We start from the raw sequence: 17,613 nt of genomic DNA, 5'->3' as shown, positions 1-17,613 counted from the left end.
GCACGGTGAGCGCCGCTTATGGCTTCAGCAGCAGCTTGCCGGTGGTCCGGCGGTTCTCCAGGTCATCGTGCGCCCGGCCCGCCTCGGCGAGCGGGTAGCTGGCGCCGATGCTGAGCTTCAGATCGCCGCTGGTCAGTGCGCGGAAGAGCTCTGCGTAGCGCCAGGTGCGCTCCTCGGCGTTGCGCAGGTACCAGTGCGTGGCCGGACGGGTGACGTAGAGCCCGCCGCGGCGGTTGAGCTCCTGCGGATCCAGCGGGGGCACCTGGCCGGAGGCGCCGCCGTAGAGCACGAACATCCCGCGGATCGCCAGGGAGTCCAAGGACCCGAGGTAGGTGTCCTTGCCGACGCCGTCGAAGACGGCGGCCACACCCTCGCCCTTGGTGATCTCGCGAACCCGCTCGGCGAAGTTCTCATAGCCCATCACGTAGTCCGCTCCGGCGGCCTGAGCGATCTGGGCCTTCTCCTCGGTCGAGCAGGTGGTGATCACCCGTGCGCCCTTGGCCTTGAGCAGCTGGGTCAGGATCTGGCCCACCCCTCCGGCACCGGCGTGGGTCAGCACGGTCTCCCCGGGGGAGACCCGGTAGGTGGAGTTGACCAGGTAGTGGGCGGTGATGCCCTGCAGCGGCAGAGCCGCCGCCTGCTCATCGGTGACCTCATCCGGGACGCGCACGGCCTTGCCTGCATCGACCAAGAAGTGCGAGGCGTAGGTGCCGGTGGAGGCCTCCAGGGTGGTGATCCGCTGCCCGACGGAGAGTGACTCCACGCCCTCGCCGACGGCGAGGACGCGGCCGGCGCCTTCGGTGCCAGGGGTGAAGGGATACTCCACCGGATACACACCGCTGCGCTGGTAGGTCTCGATGAAGTTGACCCCTGCTGCGGCAGTCTCCACCAGCACCTGGTTCGGTCCAGGCTCAGGCAGCGGCGCCTGAGCCTCGACGAGCACCTCGGGGCCCCCTGCCTGCTCGGCATGCACCACTCGTGCTCTGTCGGGCAGATCTTCTGGGAAAACGCTCTGTTCATTCATGGCGGCAAGCGTACCCAACGCAGGCCCGGAGCGGCGAAGTCGGCGGGCCCGACTTATGCATAATTATTGGAGATGACGCATATATCTGCCTAGACTGCTGGGCATGACCTATTCGATCGCTGTCTCCGGAGCCTCAGGCTACGCCGGGGGAGAAGTCCTGCGGCTGCTGGCCGGCCACCGCGAGGTGGAGATCGGCGCAGTCACCGCCCACTCGAGTGCGGGGGAGCGGCTGGGAGCGGTGCAGCCGCACCTGGTCACGCTGGCGGACCGGGTGCTCATCGACACCACCGCGGAGAATCTCGCCGGACACGACGTCGTCTTCCTGGCCCTGCCGCACGGCGCCTCGGCGGAGATCGCCGCCCAGCTCGGCGAGGACACCATCGTGATCGACGCCGCCGCTGACCACCGGCTGGAATCGGCTGCCGCCTGGGAGAAGTTCTACGGCTCCGCCCATCAGGGGACCTGGCCCTACGGGCTGCCCGAGCTGCCCGGACAGCGGGCCAAGCTCGCCGGCGCCCGGCGCATCGCGGTGCCCGGCTGCTACCCCACCACCATCATGCTCGGCCTCGCCCCGGCCCTGGCCGCCGGACTTCTCCAGCCCGATGACATCGTGATCGTCGCGGCCACCGGCAGCTCCGGTGCAGGCAAGGCGCTCAAACCACACCTGCTCAGCGCCGAGGTCATCGGCGGGATGAGCCCCTATGGTGTCGGCGGGGTGCACCGGCACACCCCGGAGATCGAGCAGGGCCTCGGCCACGCGGCCGGTGTTGAAGTCCAGGTCTCCTTCACCCCCACCCTGGCCCCGATGGCCCGCGGCATCCTGGCCACCTCCACCGCGAAGCTCGCCCCCGGCACCACCGAGGCCGCGCTGCGCGCGGCCTACCGCGAGCACTACGACGGCGAGGCCTTCGTCCACCTGCTGCCCGAGGGCCAGTGGCCGGCCACCAAACAGGTGGTGGGCTCCAACCACGTGACGCTGCAGCTGGCGGTGGACGAACACGCCGGGCGCGCCGTCGTCGTCTCGGCCGCGGACAACCTGACCAAGGGCACCGCCGGCGGCGCCGTGCAGTCCATGAACATCGCCCTGGGTCTCCCCGAGACCACCGGGCTCAACCTGCTGGGAGTCTCCCCATGAGTGTCACCGCCGCGACAGGATTCAGCGCCGCAGGCGTCGCCGCCGGGCTGAAGTCCGTCGATGCCCAGGGCGACCCGCCGCGCGACGTCGCGCTGGTGCTCAACCACGGGCCGGACAAGCATGCCGCGGCGGTGTTCACCACCAACCGGGTGGCCGCCGCACCGGTGCTCTGGTCCCAGCAGGTCATCGCCGACGGTCGCGCCGACGCCGTGGTGCTGAACTCCGGCGGCGCCAATGCCTGTACCGGGGCACCGGGCTTCGCCGACACCCACCAGACCGCCGAGGTGGTGGCCGAGAAGCTCCAGGCCACCGGGGCGGACATCTCCGCCGGAGACGTGTTGGTCTGCTCCACCGGACTCATCGGGGTGCGCCTGGACATGCCCGCACTGCTGGGCGGGATCGACGCTGCGGTGGCCCAGCTCGAAACCGCCGACGCCGCCGGGCAGCGGGCGGCGCAGGCGATCATGACCACCGACTCGGTCATGAAGATCTCCACGGCTTCCGCCGTGGACTTCACCGTGGGCGGGATGGCCAAGGGTGCTGGCATGCTCGCCCCCGGAATGGCCACCATGCTCTCGGTGGTCACCACCGACGCCGTCATCGCCCAGCCGGACCTCGACGCGGCGCTGCGCGAAGCGGTCCGGCTCAGCTTCAACCGTGCGGACTCCGATGGCTGCATGTCCACCAATGACACGGTGATCGCCATGGCCTCCGGCGCGCACCCGCAGGCAGACCCCTCCGGGGTGGACCTGACAGAGTTCCAGGCCGCGCTGAACCAGGTGTGCCAGGACCTCGCGACCCAGCTCATCGCCGACGCCGAGGGCGCCCACCACGAGATCGCGATCACCACGATCAACGCCGCCACCGAGGAGCAGGCCGAGACCGCCGGGCGCTCCGTGGCCCGCTCCAACCTCTTCAAGACCGCGATCTTCGGACAGGACCCCAACTGGGGCCGGATCCTCTCCGCGGTCGGCACCACCGACGTGGACTTCGACCCCTCCACCATCGACGTCAGCGTCAACGGCGTGTGGATCTGCCGCGCCGGCGGGATCGGCGACGACCGGGAGCTGGTGGACCTGAGCGGCCGCCACGTGAAGGTGGTCATCGATCTGAAGGCCGGTCCGGCCGAGGCGACGATCCTCACCAACGACCTGACCCATGACTATGTGCATGAGAACTCTGCCTACTCCAGCTGAAGAAGGACCCCGATGACCTCCAGCATGAAACCGCGCGACGCCGGGAGCCTGAGCTCCGCCGGTGAGAAGGCCTCCGTCCTGGTCGAGGCGCTGCCCTGGATCCAGAAGTTCGCCGGAGAGACCATCGTGATCAAGTACGGCGGCAACGCCATGATCAACGACGAGCTCCGCCGCGCCTTCGCCGAGGACGTGGTCTTCCTGCGCCACGTCGGGGTCAACCCGGTGGTGGTGCACGGGGGAGGCCCGCAGATCAACGCGATGCTGGAGACCCTCGGCATCGAGTCCGAGTTCCGCGCCGGGCAGCGGGTCACCACCCCCGAAGCCATGGACGTGGTCCGGATGGTGCTCACCGGGCAGGTCGGGCGCGAGCTCATCGGACTGATCAACAGCCACGGCCCCTACGCGGTGGGCCTCTCCGGCGAGGACGCCGCGCTGCTGCGCGCCACCCGCACCACCGTGGAGATCGACGGCGAGACCGTGGACCTCGGCCTCGTCGGCGAGGTCAGCGGGGTCAACCCCGATGCGATCACCGACCTGCTCGCCGCCGGGCGGATCCCGGTGATCTCGACCATCGCCCCTGAGTTCGACTCCACCGCCGCCGACGCCGCTCCCACCGGCGAGGTGCTCAACGTCAACGCCGATCTCGCGGCGGCCGCCGTCGCCTCGGCGCTCGGTGCGGCCAAGCTGGTGATGCTCACCGATGTGGAGGGCCTCTACGCCAACTGGCCGGACAAGTCCTCGCTGATCTCCTCACTCAGCGCCACCGACCTGCGTGCCATGCTGCCCAGCCTGGAATCGGGGATGATCCCGAAGATGACAGCGGCGCTGAAGGCCGTGGAGGCCGGCGTCCCACGTGCCCACGTGGTCGATGGCCGGGCGCCGCATTCGATGCTCCTGGAGATCGTCACCACCGAGGGCGTCGGCACCCAGATCGTTCCCGACGGGGAGGCCCTATGAGCCAGCAGAACACGCCCGAGCCGAACACCGCTGACCTCAGCACCGCCGATCTCAGCAGCGGCGATCTCAGCAGCGCCGACCTCAACAGCGCCGCGCTCGCCGTCGAGGACGGTGATCAGCTGCTGGCCCGGTACACCGAGTCGCTGCTCGGGGTCTTCGGGACCCCGCAGCGGGTGCTGGTCCGCGGCTCAGGCGCCACCGTCTTCGACGCCGACGGCCGGGAGTACCTCGACCTGCTCGGCGGCATCGCGGTCAACGCCCTGGGCCACGCCCACCCGCTGATCACCAGCGTGGTCTCCTCCCAGCTGAGCACCCTGGGGCACATCTCGAACTTCTTCACCAGCCCCACCCAGATCGCGCTCGCCGAGAAGCTGCGGCACCTCGCCCAGGCACCCGCCGGCTCCAAGGCGTTCTTCACCAACTCCGGCGCCGAGGCCAACGAGGCCGCGTTCAAGCTTGCACGCCGCCATGGCGGCAGCGAACGGCCCCGGATCATCGCCCTGGAGCACGGCTTCCACGGACGCACCATGGGTGCGCTGGCGATGACCCACAAGCCCAGCTATCGCGAACCCTTCGAGCCCCTGCCCGGCGGAGTCGAATGGGTCCCGGCCGGAGACGCCGACGCGCTGCGCGCGGCGGTGGATGAGACCGTGGCCGCCGTGATCATCGAACCCGTCCAGGGCGAGGCCGGAGTCCACGGCCACCCGGCCGGATACCTGGAGGCGGCACGCGAGATCACCCGCGCCGCCGGGGCGCTGTTGATCTTCGACGAGGTGCAGACCGGCATCGGCCGCACCGGCTCCTGGTTCGCCTCCGCGCCGGCAGATTCGACCCCGGTGCTCCCGGACGCGATGACCCTGGCCAAGGGCCTCGGCGGCGGGTTCCCGATCGGGGCGATGCTCACCTTCGGGGAACACCCCAGCTCGCTGCTGAACCCCGGCCAGCACGGCACCACCTTCGGCGGAAACCCCGCCGCCACCGCGGCCGCCCTGGCCACCCTGCACGTCATCGAGTCCACCGACCTGCTCCGCCATGTCCGGGAGGTCAGCGCCTACACGGCCAGCCGGCTCGCCGCGCTGGACTTCGTCACCGAAGTGCGCGCACACGGGCTGCTGATCGGATTCGACCTCGCGGCCGCACCGGGTGAGACGCTGGCCCCCGCGATGGTCGCCGCGGCCCTGGAGGCCGGGTTCATCATCAACGCCACCGGCCCTTCGACGCTGCGCCTGGCCCCGCCGCTGATCATCACCGCGGAGCAGATCCAGCTGTTCATCGACGCCCTTCCCGAGATCCACCGCAGGAGCACCTCATGACCGTCCGCCACTTCCTCACCGACCTGGACCTCAGCCCCGTCGAGCTGGACCAGGTGCTGACCCTCGCCGGACATATGAAGGCCAACCCCTATGCGATCAAGGCACTGGCCGGCCCGCAGACGGCCGCGGTGTTCTTCGACAAGACCTCCACCCGGACCCGCTTCTCCTTCGTCGCCGGGATCTCCGCGCTCGGCGGCGCCCCGCTGGTGGTGAACCCCGGCGAGTCCCAGCTCGGGCACAAGGAGACCATCGCCGACACCGCCCGGGTGCTCGACCGCATGGTCAGCCTGATCATCTGGCGCACCTACGCCCAGTCAGGCCTGGAGGAGATGGCCCAGCACAGCGCGGTCCCGGTCATCAACGCGCTCTCCGACGACTATCATCCCTGCCAGCTGCTCGCCGATCTGCTGACCCTGCGCGAACACCTCGGCACCACCCAGGGCCGCTCCCTGGCCTACCTTGGAGACGCGGCGAACAACATGGCGAACTCCTACCTGCTCGCCGGGGTCAACGCCGGCATGGACGTGCGCATCGCCGGCCCCGAAGGCTTCCTGCCCGAGCAGCACATCATCGACGCCGCACAGGCCCGCGCCGCGCAGACCGGCGGCAAGGTGCTGATCACCACCGATCCGATCCAGGCGCTGGACGGCGCCGACGCGGTGGCCACCGACACCTGGGTCTCCATGGGGCAGGAGGAGGAGAAGCAGCAGCGGCTCCAGCTCTTCGGGGACTACCGGGTCGACGCCGCCGCCATGGCCCACGCCGCGCCGGGCGCCGTCGTCCTGCACTGTCTCCCGGCCTACCGTGGGGTGGAGATCAGCGCCGAGGTCATCGACGGGCCGCAATCGGTGGTCTGGGACGAGGCGGAGAACCGGCTGCACGCGCAGAAGGCGCTGATGGCCTGGCTGCTGGTGCGCTCCGGGCTGGCCGACGAACAGACCGCGGAACTGGTCCGCGCGGGGGAGCGCTGAGATGTCGCCGACCACCAAGACCGCCCGGCACGCGAAGATCCGCGAGCTGATCTCGCGCTCCCAGGTCCGCTCTCAGGCCGAGCTCGCCGAACGCCTCGCTGACGCCGGCGTCACGGTCACCCAGGGGACGCTCTCGCGTGACCTGGTCGAGATCGGAGCCGCCCGGGTGCGCGGAGTCCAGGGCGGGCTGATCTACGCGGTGCCCTCCGACGGCCACGACCGTGAGCTGCAGGCCGACCAGACCGAGGCGACGACGACGGCGCGGCTGATCGCGCTGTGCAAGGACCTCTTGGTCTCTGCCGAGCCCAGCGCGAACCTGGTCATCCTGCGCACCCCTCCCGGAGCGGCCCAGTTCCTGGCCAGCGCGGTGGACCACGCCGGGATCCCGGAGGTCCTGGGGTGCATCGCCGGAGACGACACGATCATGGTGGTCACCACCGAGCCGGACGGGGGAGCGGCGGTCGCGCGGCGCTTCACCGGCTTCGCCGAGGGCCGCAGCTGAGGCAGCCCCGGGCGGAGGCGCAGCGCCGGTCGGCGGCACAGGGGCCCCTCGGCTGCTCAGCCTGAGAGGGGCGACTCAGCGCTGGTGGCTGTCCAGGATGGCGCGCATCGAGTCCAGGCCGAAGATCTCGGCCACCGCGTAGGCGCTCTGCCGCCCCAGGCGGGGGTCTGAGCCGGCGTCGAGCAGCGCCTTCGTGGCCGGTACGTTCTGTCGGAACACCGCGCAGCCCAGAGCGGTCTGACCTTGATCGTTGATCCGGTCCACATCGGCGCCGCGGGCCAGGAGCCCTTCGGCCTGCTCGGTGTGGTCGTTGTAGACGGAGAGGATGAGCAGCGTGTCACCCTTCTCGTTGCTCAGGTTCACCGGCAGGCCGCGATCCACGAGGTCAAGCAGCTCCTCGGTCTTGCCCGCCCGGGCGACGCCGAACATCGAGGCCAGGAACTCCATCTGCTCCTCGGTCAGCTCAGGCGCCCCGCCTGTGGAAGGCTGCTGGTTCGCCGGGAGATCGGCCGAGTGCTGGGAGTCCTGTGACATGGCCGCAAGTCTATCTGAGACAGGGCCGGCGACCTGATCCGCTGGGGGCGCGGAGAGGATAACCTGACGGGGACCCCGAACCTCACCGACACGTTTATGCAGACCTGCGAATAATTATGTAGGCTGTCGTCGAGCCAAAGTTCCGTTCCCCAAGGAGATTCGTTGTGACTGATCGTATTGTTCTCGCCTATTCCGGCGGCCTCGACACCTCTGTGGCCATCGGCTGGATCGCCGAAGCCACAGGCCAGGAGGTCGTCGCCGTCGCCGTCGACGTCGGCCAGGGCGGTGAATCACTGGAGACGGTGCGTCAGCGCGCCCTGGACTGCGGCGCCGTGGAGGCCTATGTCGCCGACGCCCGTGACGAGTTCGCCGATCAGTACTGCATGCCCACGCTGAAGGCCAACGGCCTCTACATGGACTCCTACCCGCTGGTCTCCGCGATCTCTCGTCCGGTGATCACCAAGCACCTGGTCGCCGCCGCCCAGCAGTTCGGCGCCACCACGGTGGCCCACGGCTGCACCGGCAAGGGCAACGACCAGGTCCGCTTCGAGGTCGGCATCCAGACCCTGGGCCCGGAGCTCAAGTGCATCGCCCCGGTCCGCGACCTCGCCCTGACCCGCGAGCTGGCCATCGAATACGCCGAGAAGCACAACCTGCCGATCGAGACCACCAAGAAGAACCCCTTCTCGATCGACCAGAACGTCTGGGGCCGCGCCGTGGAGACCGGCTTCCTGGAAGACATCTGGAACGGACCCACCAAGGACGTCTACGAGTACACCGAGGACCCCTCCTTCCCGCCCTCAGCCGACGTCGTCACCATCACCTTCGACCAGGGCGTCCCGGTGGCCCTCGACGGACAGACCGTGACCGCGCTCGAGGCCATCGAGCAGCTCAACCGCCGCGCCGGTGCGCAGGGCGTGGGCCGGATCGACATCGTCGAGGACCGCCTGGTGGGGATCAAGTCCCGCGAGATCTACGAGGCCCCCGGCGCGATGGCGCTGATCGCCGCGCACCGCGAGCTCGAGAACATCACCCTGGAGCGCGAGCAGGCCCGGTTCAAGAAGACGGTGGACCAGCGCTGGACCGAGCTGGTCTATGACGGCCAGTGGTTCTCCCCGCTCAAGCGCAACCTCGACGCCTTCATCGACGAGACCCAGAAGTACGTCTCCGGCGAGATCCGGCTCGAGCTGCACGGCGGCCGCGCCACCGTGCAGGGCCGCCGCTCCGAGACCAGCCTGTATGACTTCAACCTGGCCACCTACGACGCCGGCGACGCCTTCGATCAGTCCAGCGCCCGCGGATTCATCGACATCTTCGGCCTGTCCTCCAAGGTGGCCTCCCAGCGCGAGCAGCGCATCCACGGCAAGCCGGACTTCTCCGGCCTCGGCAACCTGGACCGCTGAGCATGAACCCGGAGAGCACCAAGCACGGCACCAACGAGGGCGCGCTCTGGGGCGGAAGGTTCGCCTCAGGGCCGGCAGATGCGCTGGCCGCGCTGAGCAAGTCCACGCACTTCGACTTCCGGCTGGCCCGCTATGACATCGCCGGATCCCGCGCGCACGCCAGGGTGCTGCACCGCACCGGTCTGCTTGACGACGTCGAGCTGCACGGGATGCTTTCTGCCCTCGACCAGCTCGAGGCCGACGTGCTCTCCGGGGACTTCACTCCGGCGCAGAGCGACGAAGACGTGCACGGGGCGCTGGAGCGCGGACTGCTTGCACGCGCCGGCGAGGACCTGGGCGGGAAGCTGCGCGCCGGACGCTCGCGCAACGACCAGATCGCCACCATGGGGCGGATGTTCCTGCGTGATCATGCCCGGGTCATCGGCGCCGGGGTGCTCGGCACCATCGAGGCGCTGATCACTCAGGCCGAGGCCCACCCGAATGCGCCGATGCCGGGCCGGACGCATCTGCAGCATGCGCAGCCGGTGCTGCTGAGTCACCACCTGCTGGCCCACGCCTGGGCGCTGCTGCGTGATCTGCAGCGGATCGTGGACTGGGACCGGCGGGCGGCCACCTCGCCCTACGGCTCCGGCGCCCTGGCCGGATCCTCGCTGGGTCTGGACCCGCAGCGCGTGGCCGAGGAGCTCGGCTTCGGCCAGGCGGCCTGGAACTCCATCGACGGCACCGCGGCGCGCGATGTCTACGCGGAGTTCTCCTGGGTCAGCGCCATGATCGGCGTGGATCTCTCCCGGATCAGCGAGGAGATCATCTTCTGGGCCACCAAGGAGGCCGGCTTCGTCACCCTCGATGATGCCTTCTCCACCGGCAGCTCGATCATGCCGCAGAAGAAGAACCCCGACGTGGCCGAGCTCGCCCGCGGCAAGTCCGGTCGCCTCATCGGTGACCTGACCGGGCTGCTGGCCACGCTCAAGGGCCTGCCGCTGGCCTATAACCGGGACCTGCAGGAGGACAAGGAGCCGCTCTTCGACGCGGTGGACACCCTGGAGCTGCTGCTTCCGGCGGTCTCCGGGATGATCGCCACCCTGGTCTTCCACACCGACCGGATGGCCGAGCTGGCCCCGCGCGGCTTCGCACTCGCCACCGACATCGCCGAATGGCTGGTCCGCCAGGGCGTGCCCTTCCGAGTGGCACATGAGCTCTCCGGCGAAGCCGTCCGGGTGGCTGAAGCGCGCGACGTCGAACTCTGGGACCTCACCGACGAAGAGCTCAGCGGCATCTCTGTCCAGCTGACTCCGGCGGTGCGTGAGGTGCTGACCACCTTCGGATCGCTGAACTCACGATCCTCCCGCGGCGGCACGGCGCCGTCAGCGGTGGCCGAGCAGCTCGAGGAGCTCACGCTGCAGCTGAGCCCGATCAAGGAGTTCATCCGCTCCGCGGGCAGCAATGTCGGTCCAGACAGCGTCAGCTGAGCTGTTCGCTGAACCGGGCGCTGGAGTGAACCCCACATGACCCAGGCCGCTTCGAGGCGGCGCAGAGCCGTCCCGGCCGTCCTGGCCGGGGCGGCTCTGCTTGCGCTCACCGGATGCGCCGAGCCTCGGCAGGCCCCGGGCCTGGAGTACCCCAGCGCCCCCGCTCAGCGGCTCCCCGAAGCGGCCGCGCCCGCCGAGGCCCCCGCGCCCGGGCAGCCATGGGCCCCCATCGCCGGGCTCGCCGACGAGCAGTGGCTCGAGGCGGTGGCGGACCGCACCGGCATCCCGCAGCGCGCCCTCGCCGCCTACACCGGAGCGGCGCTGCTGGTCGAGCAGACCCGACCCGAATGCGGACTGGGCTGGAACACCCTGGCCGGCATCGGGCAGGTCGAATCCCAGCACGGCACCTACGCGGACGCCCAGGTTCAGCCAGACGGTCAGGTCGCCCCCGCCATCATCGGCATCCCGCTGGACGGATCCCCGGGCCTGGCCGAGATCCCCGACACCGACGGCGGCGCACTGGACGGGGACGCCGAGTGGGACCGGGCGGTGGGGCCGATGCAGTTCATCCCGGCCACCTGGGAGCTCTACGCCCAGGACGGCTCACGCAGCGGAGCCTCAGATCCGCATCAGTTCGACGACGCCGCGCTCACCGCCGCCGTCTACCTGTGCGAGAGCGGGGAAGACCTGACCAGTGACGAGGGCTGGGTGGATGCCGTCGTCGCCTATAACCAGTCGATGGAGTACGTCAACGACGTCGCCGCCCACGCCCAGGACTACGTCAGCCCTGACGGGCCTTCAGCCGCGGATTCTTCTTATTGATCACGTAGGTGCGCCCCCGGCGTCGCACCACCTGTGATCCCGGCTTGTTCTTCAATGCACGCAGTGAATTGCGGACCTTCATTATGACCTCCTAGTGAGAATGAGTAGCATTAGCGTTAACAATACTCGAAGGGAGTCGGCGATGACGATGTCAGGCGAGGTGCCAGCTGTGCAGGTGGTCGCGGTGATGGGGGCCTGCGGTCCTGAGCGGAAGGACTTCGCCGCAGCACTGGCCCAGCGGCGCGGCGCCGTGCTGCTGCAGGCTGATCGCCTCGCGACGGATGAGACGGCGCTGGATTCTGCGCTGCGGCTGCTGCGGCTCGTGCCCGACAGGCCCGAGCTGGTGGTCGAGTATCCACTGGCCAGCGCCATCACCGAGGTCATCGGCTCGCTGACGGCGTCAGACGGGCTGAGCGGTCTGGACCGTGACCACGGGCCGCAGCCCCAGCTCACCGAGGTCATCTGTGTCGTGGATGCCGCTCACCTGCTCGACGACCTCGCATCCGATGACTACGTGGTGCTCGAGGCTGACCAGCACGGGAGGCACCCGGGGGAGCTGGCCTACGTCTGCCGCGCCGAAGTCATCGTCAAGCAGATCGAATATGCCTCCACGGTCATGATGGTGAACTGGCGCCTGATCGACCCGGGTGAGCTGGCCATTCTGGTGGCGCTGGTGGCCCACCTGAGTCCGCACGCGCAGGTGCGGTTCAGCGGAGATCCTGGGGCTCGGACTCTGCGTTCGAAGGTGCCCGGCTATTCGGGGGAGGAGTCCCGTGCCGGTTGGACCTGCCTCTTGAACGGCGACTTCCAGCCACGCCATCGGCACGCCCGCGTCTCGGCCTTCCGCTATGAACAGCTCCGCCCCTTCCACCCCGGCCGCCTCAAACAGCTGTTGGATCTGCGCGTCGAGGTCGAGGAGTTCGGCCGCGTGATCCGCTCCGCAGGATTCGCCCGGCTCGCCACCCGAGGCCACATCACCGCGCAGTGGGAGCACATCGGGCAGATCATCTCGCTGGCTCCGCTGGCCTTCGATCATCAGGTCGAGGACCCCGAGGAGATGCTCGCCTTCGGTCAGGACATCGCCTTCATCGGGATGGACCTCGACGCCGAAGGACTCACAGCGGCCTTGGACGAGGCCACGCTCACCGATGTTGAGCTCACCGACGGTCCGCAGCTCTGGCGCACCTTCAGCGACCCCTTCCCGGTCTGGGAGTCGGTCACCGAGGCCGAAGACTGAGCCGAGCACCGGCCCGGGACCAGGTCTGCCATCATGGGCAGATGGACTCTGCGCGACTGAACGCCCTCTTCGACGCCCACGCCACCGAGCTGGCTCCGGCGCTGCTGGGCTGTGAGCTCACCGTGCTGACGGAGGGCGGGTCCGTGCGGGTGCGGCTGACGGAGGTCGAGGCCTACGGGGACCAGGGCGAGGATCCTGGCGCGCACAGCTACAACGGCAAGACCGCTCGCAATGCGGCGCTCTTCGGACCTCCCCGGCACACCTACGTCTACCTCAACTACGGGATCCACCGCTGCCTGAACTTCGCCTGCGCCGACGAGGGCACCGCGGGAGGCGTGCTGCTGCGCGCCGGCGAGGTCCTTGCCGGCCGTGAGCTGGCGATCGAGCGCCGCGGCGGCCGCGACACCGGAGCGAAGCTGCTCTCAGGGCCCGGCCGGCTGGGCCAGGGACTGGGCATCACCCTGCCGATGGACGCGCTGCCCGTGCACCTGAGGAACTCCGCCGCCAGCGCTGACCCCGCACGGTTCACCCTGACCCCGCCCGCCGAGCCGGTGAACCCCGAGCAGATCCGCAGCGGCGCGCGCGTCGGAGTCTCCGGGGCCGGCGGCAGCATCGGCTATCCCTGGCGCTACTGGCTCGACGCCGACCCCACGGTCTCGGCCTACCGCCCCGGACGCAATGTTCCTGCGGAGGTCAGCCCCTGACCCGGCTGGAATCTCGACAGATTCGGTTCAGCGGAATAGAGGTATGCTTGGTGGTCAGCAAATTCGCGACGGAGAGCTGCGCTGCTTGATGAGTGATTCACAGTCCTCGGCCACGGCCGAGATCATGCCTGAAGACGACGACGTTCCGGTGCCCGGCCTCGAAGCCGGAGTGGAGGAGGAGCGCGAGTACGTCGGCGTGCTCTACTCCCGGCTCGATGAGCTCCGCGCGGAGAAAGAGGTCCAGCTCGCCAAGGTGCGCCGGGTCGGCTCCAGCGGCACCATGCAGAACGCCTCCGAGCGCGACGCCTTCGCCGCGATGTACGAGGACCGGCTCGCGCAGCTCAATGCGGTCGACGATCGGCTGGTCTTCGGCCGCCTCGATCACGACTCGGGAGAGTGCCGCTATATCGGGCGCATCGGACTGACCTCCGCGAGTCACCAGCGGCTGATGCTGGACTGGCGCGCCCCCGAGGCCGGCGTCTTCTACCAGGCGACCGCCTTCGAACGCCAAGGCGTGCGCCGTCGTCGACATCTGATGCTCAAGCGCCGTGAGGTGCACGGGGTGGAGGACGACATCCTCGACGCGACCATGTTGGAGGAGGCCAGCCACAACCATGGCGACGGCGCCCTGCTGGCCGCGCTGACCGCACGACGCACCGGGCAGATGGGCGACATCGTCGCGACCATCCAGTCCGAGCAGGACCGCATCATCCGCGCCGAGCTGCCCGGCGTCATGGTGGTCCAGGGCGGACCCGGCACCGGCAAGACCGCCGTGGCGCTGCACCGTGCGGCCTACCTGCTCTACAGCCACCGCGACCGGCTGAAGTCCGCCGGCGTGCTGATCGTGGGCCCGAACTCCACCTTCATGTCCTATATCGACCGGGTGCTGCCCTCCCTGGGGGAGACCGGTGTGGTGCTGTCCTCCCTCTCAGAGCTCTTCCCCGGGGTGCGCGGCACCGAGGAGAGGGACTCGCGGGTCGAAGAGATCAAGGGACGCCTGGACTGGGTCCAGATCATCGACGCCGCCGTCACCCACCGCCAGCGCACCCTCCCGGATGTCCGCGACGTCACCGTCGACGGCACCCGCGTCGGGGTCACCCCGAAGATGGTCAATCGGGCCCTCGAGCGGGCCCGCGCCACCGGCAAGCCTTATAACGAGGCGCGCACCACCTTCGTCAAGGTTCTGGTCAAGGAGATCGCCGAGAAGCTCGAACGGATCATCGAGAAGCGCTCCGAGGGCAACGACGCCGACCGGTCCTACCTGCTCGAAGACGTCCGCAGCGCTCGCGACGTCCGGGTGCTGCTGAACCTGTGCTGGATGCCGCGCAGCCCGCAGGGACTGCTCGAAGATCTCTACGCCAAGCCGAAGTACCTGGCCGACGTCGCGCCCGAGCTCACCGCTGCGGAGCGGGACCTGCTGCAGCGCCAGCCCGGCAGCCCGTTCACGAGTGCAGATGTTCCGCTGCTGGATGAGGCCGCAGAGCTGCTGGGCACCCTGGATGAATCGGCCGGGCGCGAGGCCGCACGACAGAAGGCCGCTGCGGCCCGCTCGTTGGACAACGCCCAGCGCGCAGTGGAGAACGCCACCCCGCAGCTCGAGGAGATGGGCATCGAAGGGTTCCTCGACGCCCAGGCAGTGGTGGACATGAACGCCGAGTCCGGCCCCCGGCTGACCGCGGCCGAACGCGCCCAGGTGGACCGCAGCTGGACCTACGGCCACGTGGTGGTCGATGAGGCGCAGGAGCTCTCGCCGATGCAGTGGCACGTGCTGATGCGCCGCTGCCCGCTGAAGTCCTTCACCATCGTCGGTGACATCGCCCAGGGCTCCTCGCCGTCGGCCGCGTCGAGCTGGCAGGAGGCCATGGCGCCCTTCGTGGGCAAGCGGATGCGCGTGGAGGAGCTCACGGTCAACTACCGCACTCCCGGCACCATCGTGGAACTCGCCGAGCGGGTCGCCCAGGCCAATGGGCTCCAGACCACCTCGCTGCGCACCGTGCGCGAAGGGGACTACCCGCCGGTGATCGAGAAGGTCCAGGCCGATCAGCTCATCACCGCCGCCACCGCCGCGGTGCGCGCAGAACATGAGCGAGTGGGGGAGGGGCTCGTCGCGGCGATCGTGCCGCAGCGGCTGCTCGCCGCCGCCCGCCGCGCACTGGTGACCGAGTTCGGTCCACGCGTGGGTAGGGGCGCCGGTTCATTGACCGAGGACATCCTGGCGCTCTCCGCCGACGAGGCCAAGGGCCTGGAGTTCGACGCCGTGGTGCTGATCGAGCCGGCAGAGATCCTTGAGGAGACCGCCGGACGGGTGGGCAGCCTCTACGTCGCCCTCACCCGACCCACCCATGCGCTGCACGTCCTGGCCGCCCGGGAACTCCCGGCCGGGTTCTGACCGATTCTGCCGGGTTCTGACGGACCAGGCCCGAGATGATTGGTAACGTACCTGCTGTGACCCAGATGAGCCTCGAATCCACGAACCCGGCGCTGGCCGCTCAGCGCAACGACGACAGCTTCGAGTCGCTCTGGCAGGAGCTGAACTGGCGGGGACTCGTCCATGTCTCCACCGATGCAGACGCGCTGGAGCAGGCGCTCTCGGGTGAGCCCATCGTCTATTACTGCGGCTTCGACCCCACGGCGGCCTCCCTGCACCTGGGCCACCTGGTGCAGCTTCTGACCATGCGCCGCATCCAGCTGGCAGGGCACAAGCCGCTGGCGCTGGTGGGCGGTTCCACCGGTCTGATCGGAGATCCGAGGCCGTCGAGCGAACGCACGCTGAACACCCCCGAGGTCGTCTCCGGCTGGGTGGATTCCCTGCAGCAGCAGATCAAGCACTACATCTCCTTCGACGGGGAGAGTGCGGCCACCATGGTGAACAACCTGGACTGGACCGAAGGTGTGAGCGCGATCGAGTTCCTGCGTGACATCGGGAAGTACTTCCGTGTGGGCACGATGATCAAGAAGGACATCGTGGCCAAGCGGCTGAACTCCGATGAGGGCATCTCCTACACCGAGTTCAGCTACCAGATCCTGCAGGGCTTCGACTACCTGCAGCTCTTCCGCCAGTACCGCTGCACGCTGCAGTTCGGCGGCTCGGATCAGTGGGGCAACCTGACCTCCGGCACCGAGCTGGTCCGCCGCGCCGAAGGTGCCCAGGTGCACGCACTGGGCACACCTCTGATCACCAACTCCGACGGCACCAAGTTCGGCAAGTCCGAGGGCAACGCCATCTGGCTCGAGCCGCAGCTGTGCTCGCCCTATGCCTTCTACCAGTTCTGGCTCAACCAGTCCGACGCCGATGTGATCGACAGGCTCAAGGTCTTCACCTTCCGGACCCGGGAAGAGATCGCCGAGCTTGAGCGCTCGGTGCAGGATGCACCCTTCAAGCGAGAGGCCCAGCGAGCACTCGCCTGGGACGTGACCTCCCTGGTGCATGGCGAAGATGCCACAAGGAAGGTGATCGACGCTTCCGGTGCGATCTTCGGCAAGGGGGAGTTGACCCTGATCGATGAGCCCACCCTGCAGGCGGTGGCCTCCGAGCTTCCCCATGCACACGTGCCTGCCGGGGAAGCGACTGCAGTCCGACTGCTGGTGGACACCGGCCTGGTCAAGTCCAATGGAGAGGCGCGTCGGGCGATCAGCGACGGCGGCGCCTACGTCAACAACGAGAAGATCACCGATGCCGATGCGCCGGTGGCCGACTCGATGTGGCTGCACGAGAAGTTCCTGCTGGTCCGGCGCGGCAAGAAGAACCTCGCGCTGGTCCATCGGGGGTGAGTCCGGGTTCGATGTGAAAACCGCCAGGTCACGGGGATCCAGGGGTGTGATGCAGGTCGCACTGGTTTTGGTTTGCGGACTCGGCGGGGCGTGTGTAAAGTTCTATCTCGTGCTCAAGGGGGCACGGCGGGAAGCTGAGGCGGACCGCGAAGATCCCCGGATTTGATAACCACATAGCTTCTCCCCACACAGGATCTGTTCCTTGTTGCGGTGCGCTGGCCCTCTGGGCTGGTCATCGGCTCAAGCGAGGTGTTCCCGGGGGGTTCGAGACCACGGTTTGTGTGGTGTTCATGCAGAGTTGACCTCGAGTTGACGAAGGCGAACACCGCGACGTAGAGTTGAGAACCGCGCAGACGACGAGTTCGAGTCGTTCGCAGCGAGTATTCGCTGGGAATGATTCATTCGAAGTCGGGTCAGGACGGCGGAAACGCTGAATTGACGAAGCGGAAGCTTGTTGGTAAGCTTACAAAGTTGCTTCGGAGCGATTCAGAGAAAAACTTCTGATGGTGCCGGTAGCGGTTGTTGTTTGAGAACTCAATAGTGTGCCAAGTTTGTTGATACCAAATTATTTATTT

Annotated in this window: 16 protein-coding genes; 13 read left to right on the top strand and 3 right to left on the bottom strand. The window is 68.6% G+C overall.

What is annotated here, in order from left to right:
* Nucleotides 1-16 precede the first annotated feature (16 nt).
* On the bottom strand, nt 17-1,024 hold the full coding sequence (locus tag LSI54_RS11215) for a quinone oxidoreductase family protein (RefSeq protein ID WP_241466281.1): 1,008 nt from the start codon (nt 1,022-1,024) through the stop codon (nt 17-19).
* A gap of 103 nt (nt 1,025-1,127) precedes the next feature.
* Between LSI54_RS11215 and argC the strand changes: the two genes are divergently transcribed.
* The 6 genes from argC to LSI54_RS11185 are packed head-to-tail and all read left to right on the top strand — an operon-like array spanning nt 1,128 to nt 7,098.
* The gene (gene argC / locus LSI54_RS11210) at nt 1,128-2,159 is read left to right on the top strand and encodes an N-acetyl-gamma-glutamyl-phosphate reductase (protein ID WP_241478403.1); all 1,032 of its coding nucleotides are present in this window, start codon (nt 1,128-1,130) and stop codon (nt 2,157-2,159) included.
* Complete coding sequence (argJ, locus tag LSI54_RS11205) at nt 2,156-3,355, top strand: bifunctional glutamate N-acetyltransferase/amino-acid acetyltransferase ArgJ (protein WP_241478402.1); 1,200 nt, start codon at nt 2,156-2,158, stop codon at nt 3,353-3,355. The genes argC and argJ overlap by 4 nt, the downstream gene beginning before the upstream one ends.
* Nucleotides 3,356-3,367: 12 nt before the next feature.
* Nucleotides 3,368-4,312 (top strand): acetylglutamate kinase, encoded by a 945-nt coding sequence (gene argB / locus LSI54_RS11200; protein ID WP_241466284.1) that lies wholly within the window; start codon nt 3,368-3,370, stop codon nt 4,310-4,312.
* On the top strand, nt 4,309-5,625 hold the full coding sequence (locus tag LSI54_RS11195; RefSeq protein ID WP_241478401.1) for an acetylornithine transaminase: 1,317 nt from the start codon (nt 4,309-4,311) through the stop codon (nt 5,623-5,625). The genes argB and LSI54_RS11195 overlap by 4 nt, the downstream gene beginning before the upstream one ends.
* Entirely contained in the window at nt 5,622-6,596 is a 975-nt protein-coding gene (gene argF, locus LSI54_RS11190) for an ornithine carbamoyltransferase (protein WP_241478400.1), read from the top strand. The genes LSI54_RS11195 and argF overlap by 4 nt, the downstream gene beginning before the upstream one ends.
* A gap of 1 nt (nt 6,597) precedes the next feature.
* On the top strand, nt 6,598-7,098 hold the full coding sequence (locus tag LSI54_RS11185) for an arginine repressor (RefSeq protein WP_241466287.1): 501 nt from the start codon (nt 6,598-6,600) through the stop codon (nt 7,096-7,098).
* Nucleotides 7,099-7,173: 75 nt separating this feature from the next.
* Here the strand turns inward: LSI54_RS11185 and LSI54_RS11180 are convergent, their stop codons facing one another.
* A complete protein-coding gene (locus LSI54_RS11180; RefSeq protein ID WP_241466288.1) occupies nt 7,174-7,632 on the bottom strand; it encodes an ankyrin repeat domain-containing protein in 459 nt (152 codons plus the stop codon).
* 164 nt (nt 7,633-7,796) lie between these two features.
* Here LSI54_RS11180 and LSI54_RS11175 point away from each other — a divergent pair, with 164 nt between their 5' ends.
* Genes LSI54_RS11175 through LSI54_RS11165 form a run of 3 tightly spaced genes read left to right on the top strand, consistent with a single transcriptional unit; the run spans nt 7,797 to nt 11,326 of the window.
* Nucleotides 7,797-9,035 carry an argininosuccinate synthase gene (locus tag LSI54_RS11175; protein ID WP_241466289.1) on the top strand — a complete coding sequence of 413 codons (1,239 nt, stop codon included), beginning with the start codon at nt 7,797-7,799 and terminating at the stop codon, nt 9,033-9,035.
* 2 nt (nt 9,036-9,037) lie between these two features.
* Nucleotides 9,038-10,504, top strand: coding sequence for an argininosuccinate lyase (gene argH, locus LSI54_RS11170; RefSeq protein ID WP_241471139.1), 1,467 nt, complete (start codon nt 9,038-9,040; stop codon nt 10,502-10,504).
* Between the two features lie 36 nt (nt 10,505-10,540).
* A complete protein-coding gene (locus LSI54_RS11165; protein WP_241471140.1) occupies nt 10,541-11,326 on the top strand; it encodes a lytic transglycosylase domain-containing protein in 786 nt (261 codons plus the stop codon).
* Here the strand turns inward: LSI54_RS11165 and ykgO are convergent.
* Nucleotides 11,286-11,408, bottom strand: coding sequence for a type B 50S ribosomal protein L36 (gene ykgO, locus LSI54_RS11160; protein ID WP_084479720.1), 123 nt, complete (start codon nt 11,406-11,408; stop codon nt 11,286-11,288). The genes LSI54_RS11165 and ykgO overlap by 41 nt on opposite strands.
* 60 nt (nt 11,409-11,468) lie before the next feature.
* On the opposite strand from ykgO, the gene LSI54_RS11155 reads away from it, so the two are divergent.
* The 4 genes from LSI54_RS11155 (at nt 11,469) to tyrS (ending at nt 17,038) form a co-directional block, all read left to right on the top strand.
* On the top strand, nt 11,469-12,563 hold the full coding sequence (locus tag LSI54_RS11155) for a GTP-binding protein (protein WP_241478399.1): 1,095 nt from the start codon (nt 11,469-11,471) through the stop codon (nt 12,561-12,563).
* Between the two features lie 41 nt (nt 12,564-12,604).
* Nucleotides 12,605-13,267, top strand: coding sequence for a DNA-3-methyladenine glycosylase (locus tag LSI54_RS11150; protein ID WP_241466293.1), 663 nt, complete (start codon nt 12,605-12,607; stop codon nt 13,265-13,267).
* A 124-nt stretch (nt 13,268-13,391) separates the two neighbouring features.
* Nucleotides 13,392-15,656 (top strand): HelD family protein, encoded by a 2,265-nt coding sequence (locus LSI54_RS11145; RefSeq protein ID WP_241466300.1) that lies wholly within the window; start codon nt 13,392-13,394, stop codon nt 15,654-15,656.
* A gap of 65 nt (nt 15,657-15,721) precedes the next feature.
* A complete protein-coding gene (gene tyrS, locus LSI54_RS11140) occupies nt 15,722-17,038 on the top strand; it encodes a tyrosine--tRNA ligase (protein WP_241478434.1) in 1,317 nt (438 codons plus the stop codon).
* Nucleotides 17,039-17,613: the final 575 nt, after the last annotated feature.

Source organism: Nesterenkonia sp. AY15 (genome assembly GCF_022565855.1).
Classification (GTDB): Bacteria; Actinomycetota; Actinomycetes; order Actinomycetales; family Micrococcaceae; genus Nesterenkonia.
This window is presented reverse-complemented; position numbering and strand designations above follow the sequence as displayed.

What these genes read in the sequence shown, in the direction of transcription:
- LSI54_RS11215 (WP_241466281.1), bottom strand. Translation starts at nt 1,024, where the DNA reads ATGAATGAACAGAGCGTTTTCCCAGAAGATCTGCCCGACAGAGCACGA.
- argC (WP_241478403.1), top strand. Translation starts at nt 1,128, where the DNA reads ATGACCTATTCGATCGCTGTCTCCGGAGCCTCAGGCTACGCCGGGGGA.
- argJ (WP_241478402.1), top strand. Translation starts at nt 2,156, where the DNA reads ATGAGTGTCACCGCCGCGACAGGATTCAGCGCCGCAGGCGTCGCCGCC.
- argB (WP_241466284.1), top strand. Translation starts at nt 3,368, where the DNA reads ATGACCTCCAGCATGAAACCGCGCGACGCCGGGAGCCTGAGCTCCGCC.
- LSI54_RS11195 (WP_241478401.1), top strand. Translation starts at nt 4,309, where the DNA reads ATGAGCCAGCAGAACACGCCCGAGCCGAACACCGCTGACCTCAGCACC.
- argF (WP_241478400.1), top strand. Translation starts at nt 5,622, where the DNA reads ATGACCGTCCGCCACTTCCTCACCGACCTGGACCTCAGCCCCGTCGAG.
- LSI54_RS11185 (WP_241466287.1), top strand. Translation starts at nt 6,598, where the DNA reads ATGTCGCCGACCACCAAGACCGCCCGGCACGCGAAGATCCGCGAGCTG.
- LSI54_RS11180 (WP_241466288.1), bottom strand. Translation starts at nt 7,632, where the DNA reads ATGTCACAGGACTCCCAGCACTCGGCCGATCTCCCGGCGAACCAGCAG.
- argH (WP_241471139.1), top strand. Translation starts at nt 9,038, where the DNA reads ATGAACCCGGAGAGCACCAAGCACGGCACCAACGAGGGCGCGCTCTGG.
- LSI54_RS11165 (WP_241471140.1), top strand. Translation starts at nt 10,541, where the DNA reads ATGACCCAGGCCGCTTCGAGGCGGCGCAGAGCCGTCCCGGCCGTCCTG.
- ykgO (WP_084479720.1), bottom strand. Translation starts at nt 11,408, where the DNA reads ATGAAGGTCCGCAATTCACTGCGTGCATTGAAGAACAAGCCGGGATCA.
- LSI54_RS11155 (WP_241478399.1), top strand. Translation starts at nt 11,469, where the DNA reads ATGACGATGTCAGGCGAGGTGCCAGCTGTGCAGGTGGTCGCGGTGATG.
- LSI54_RS11150 (WP_241466293.1), top strand. Translation starts at nt 12,605, where the DNA reads ATGGACTCTGCGCGACTGAACGCCCTCTTCGACGCCCACGCCACCGAG.
- LSI54_RS11145 (WP_241466300.1), top strand. Translation starts at nt 13,392, where the DNA reads ATGCCTGAAGACGACGACGTTCCGGTGCCCGGCCTCGAAGCCGGAGTG.
- tyrS (WP_241478434.1), top strand. Translation starts at nt 15,722, where the DNA reads ATGAGCCTCGAATCCACGAACCCGGCGCTGGCCGCTCAGCGCAACGAC.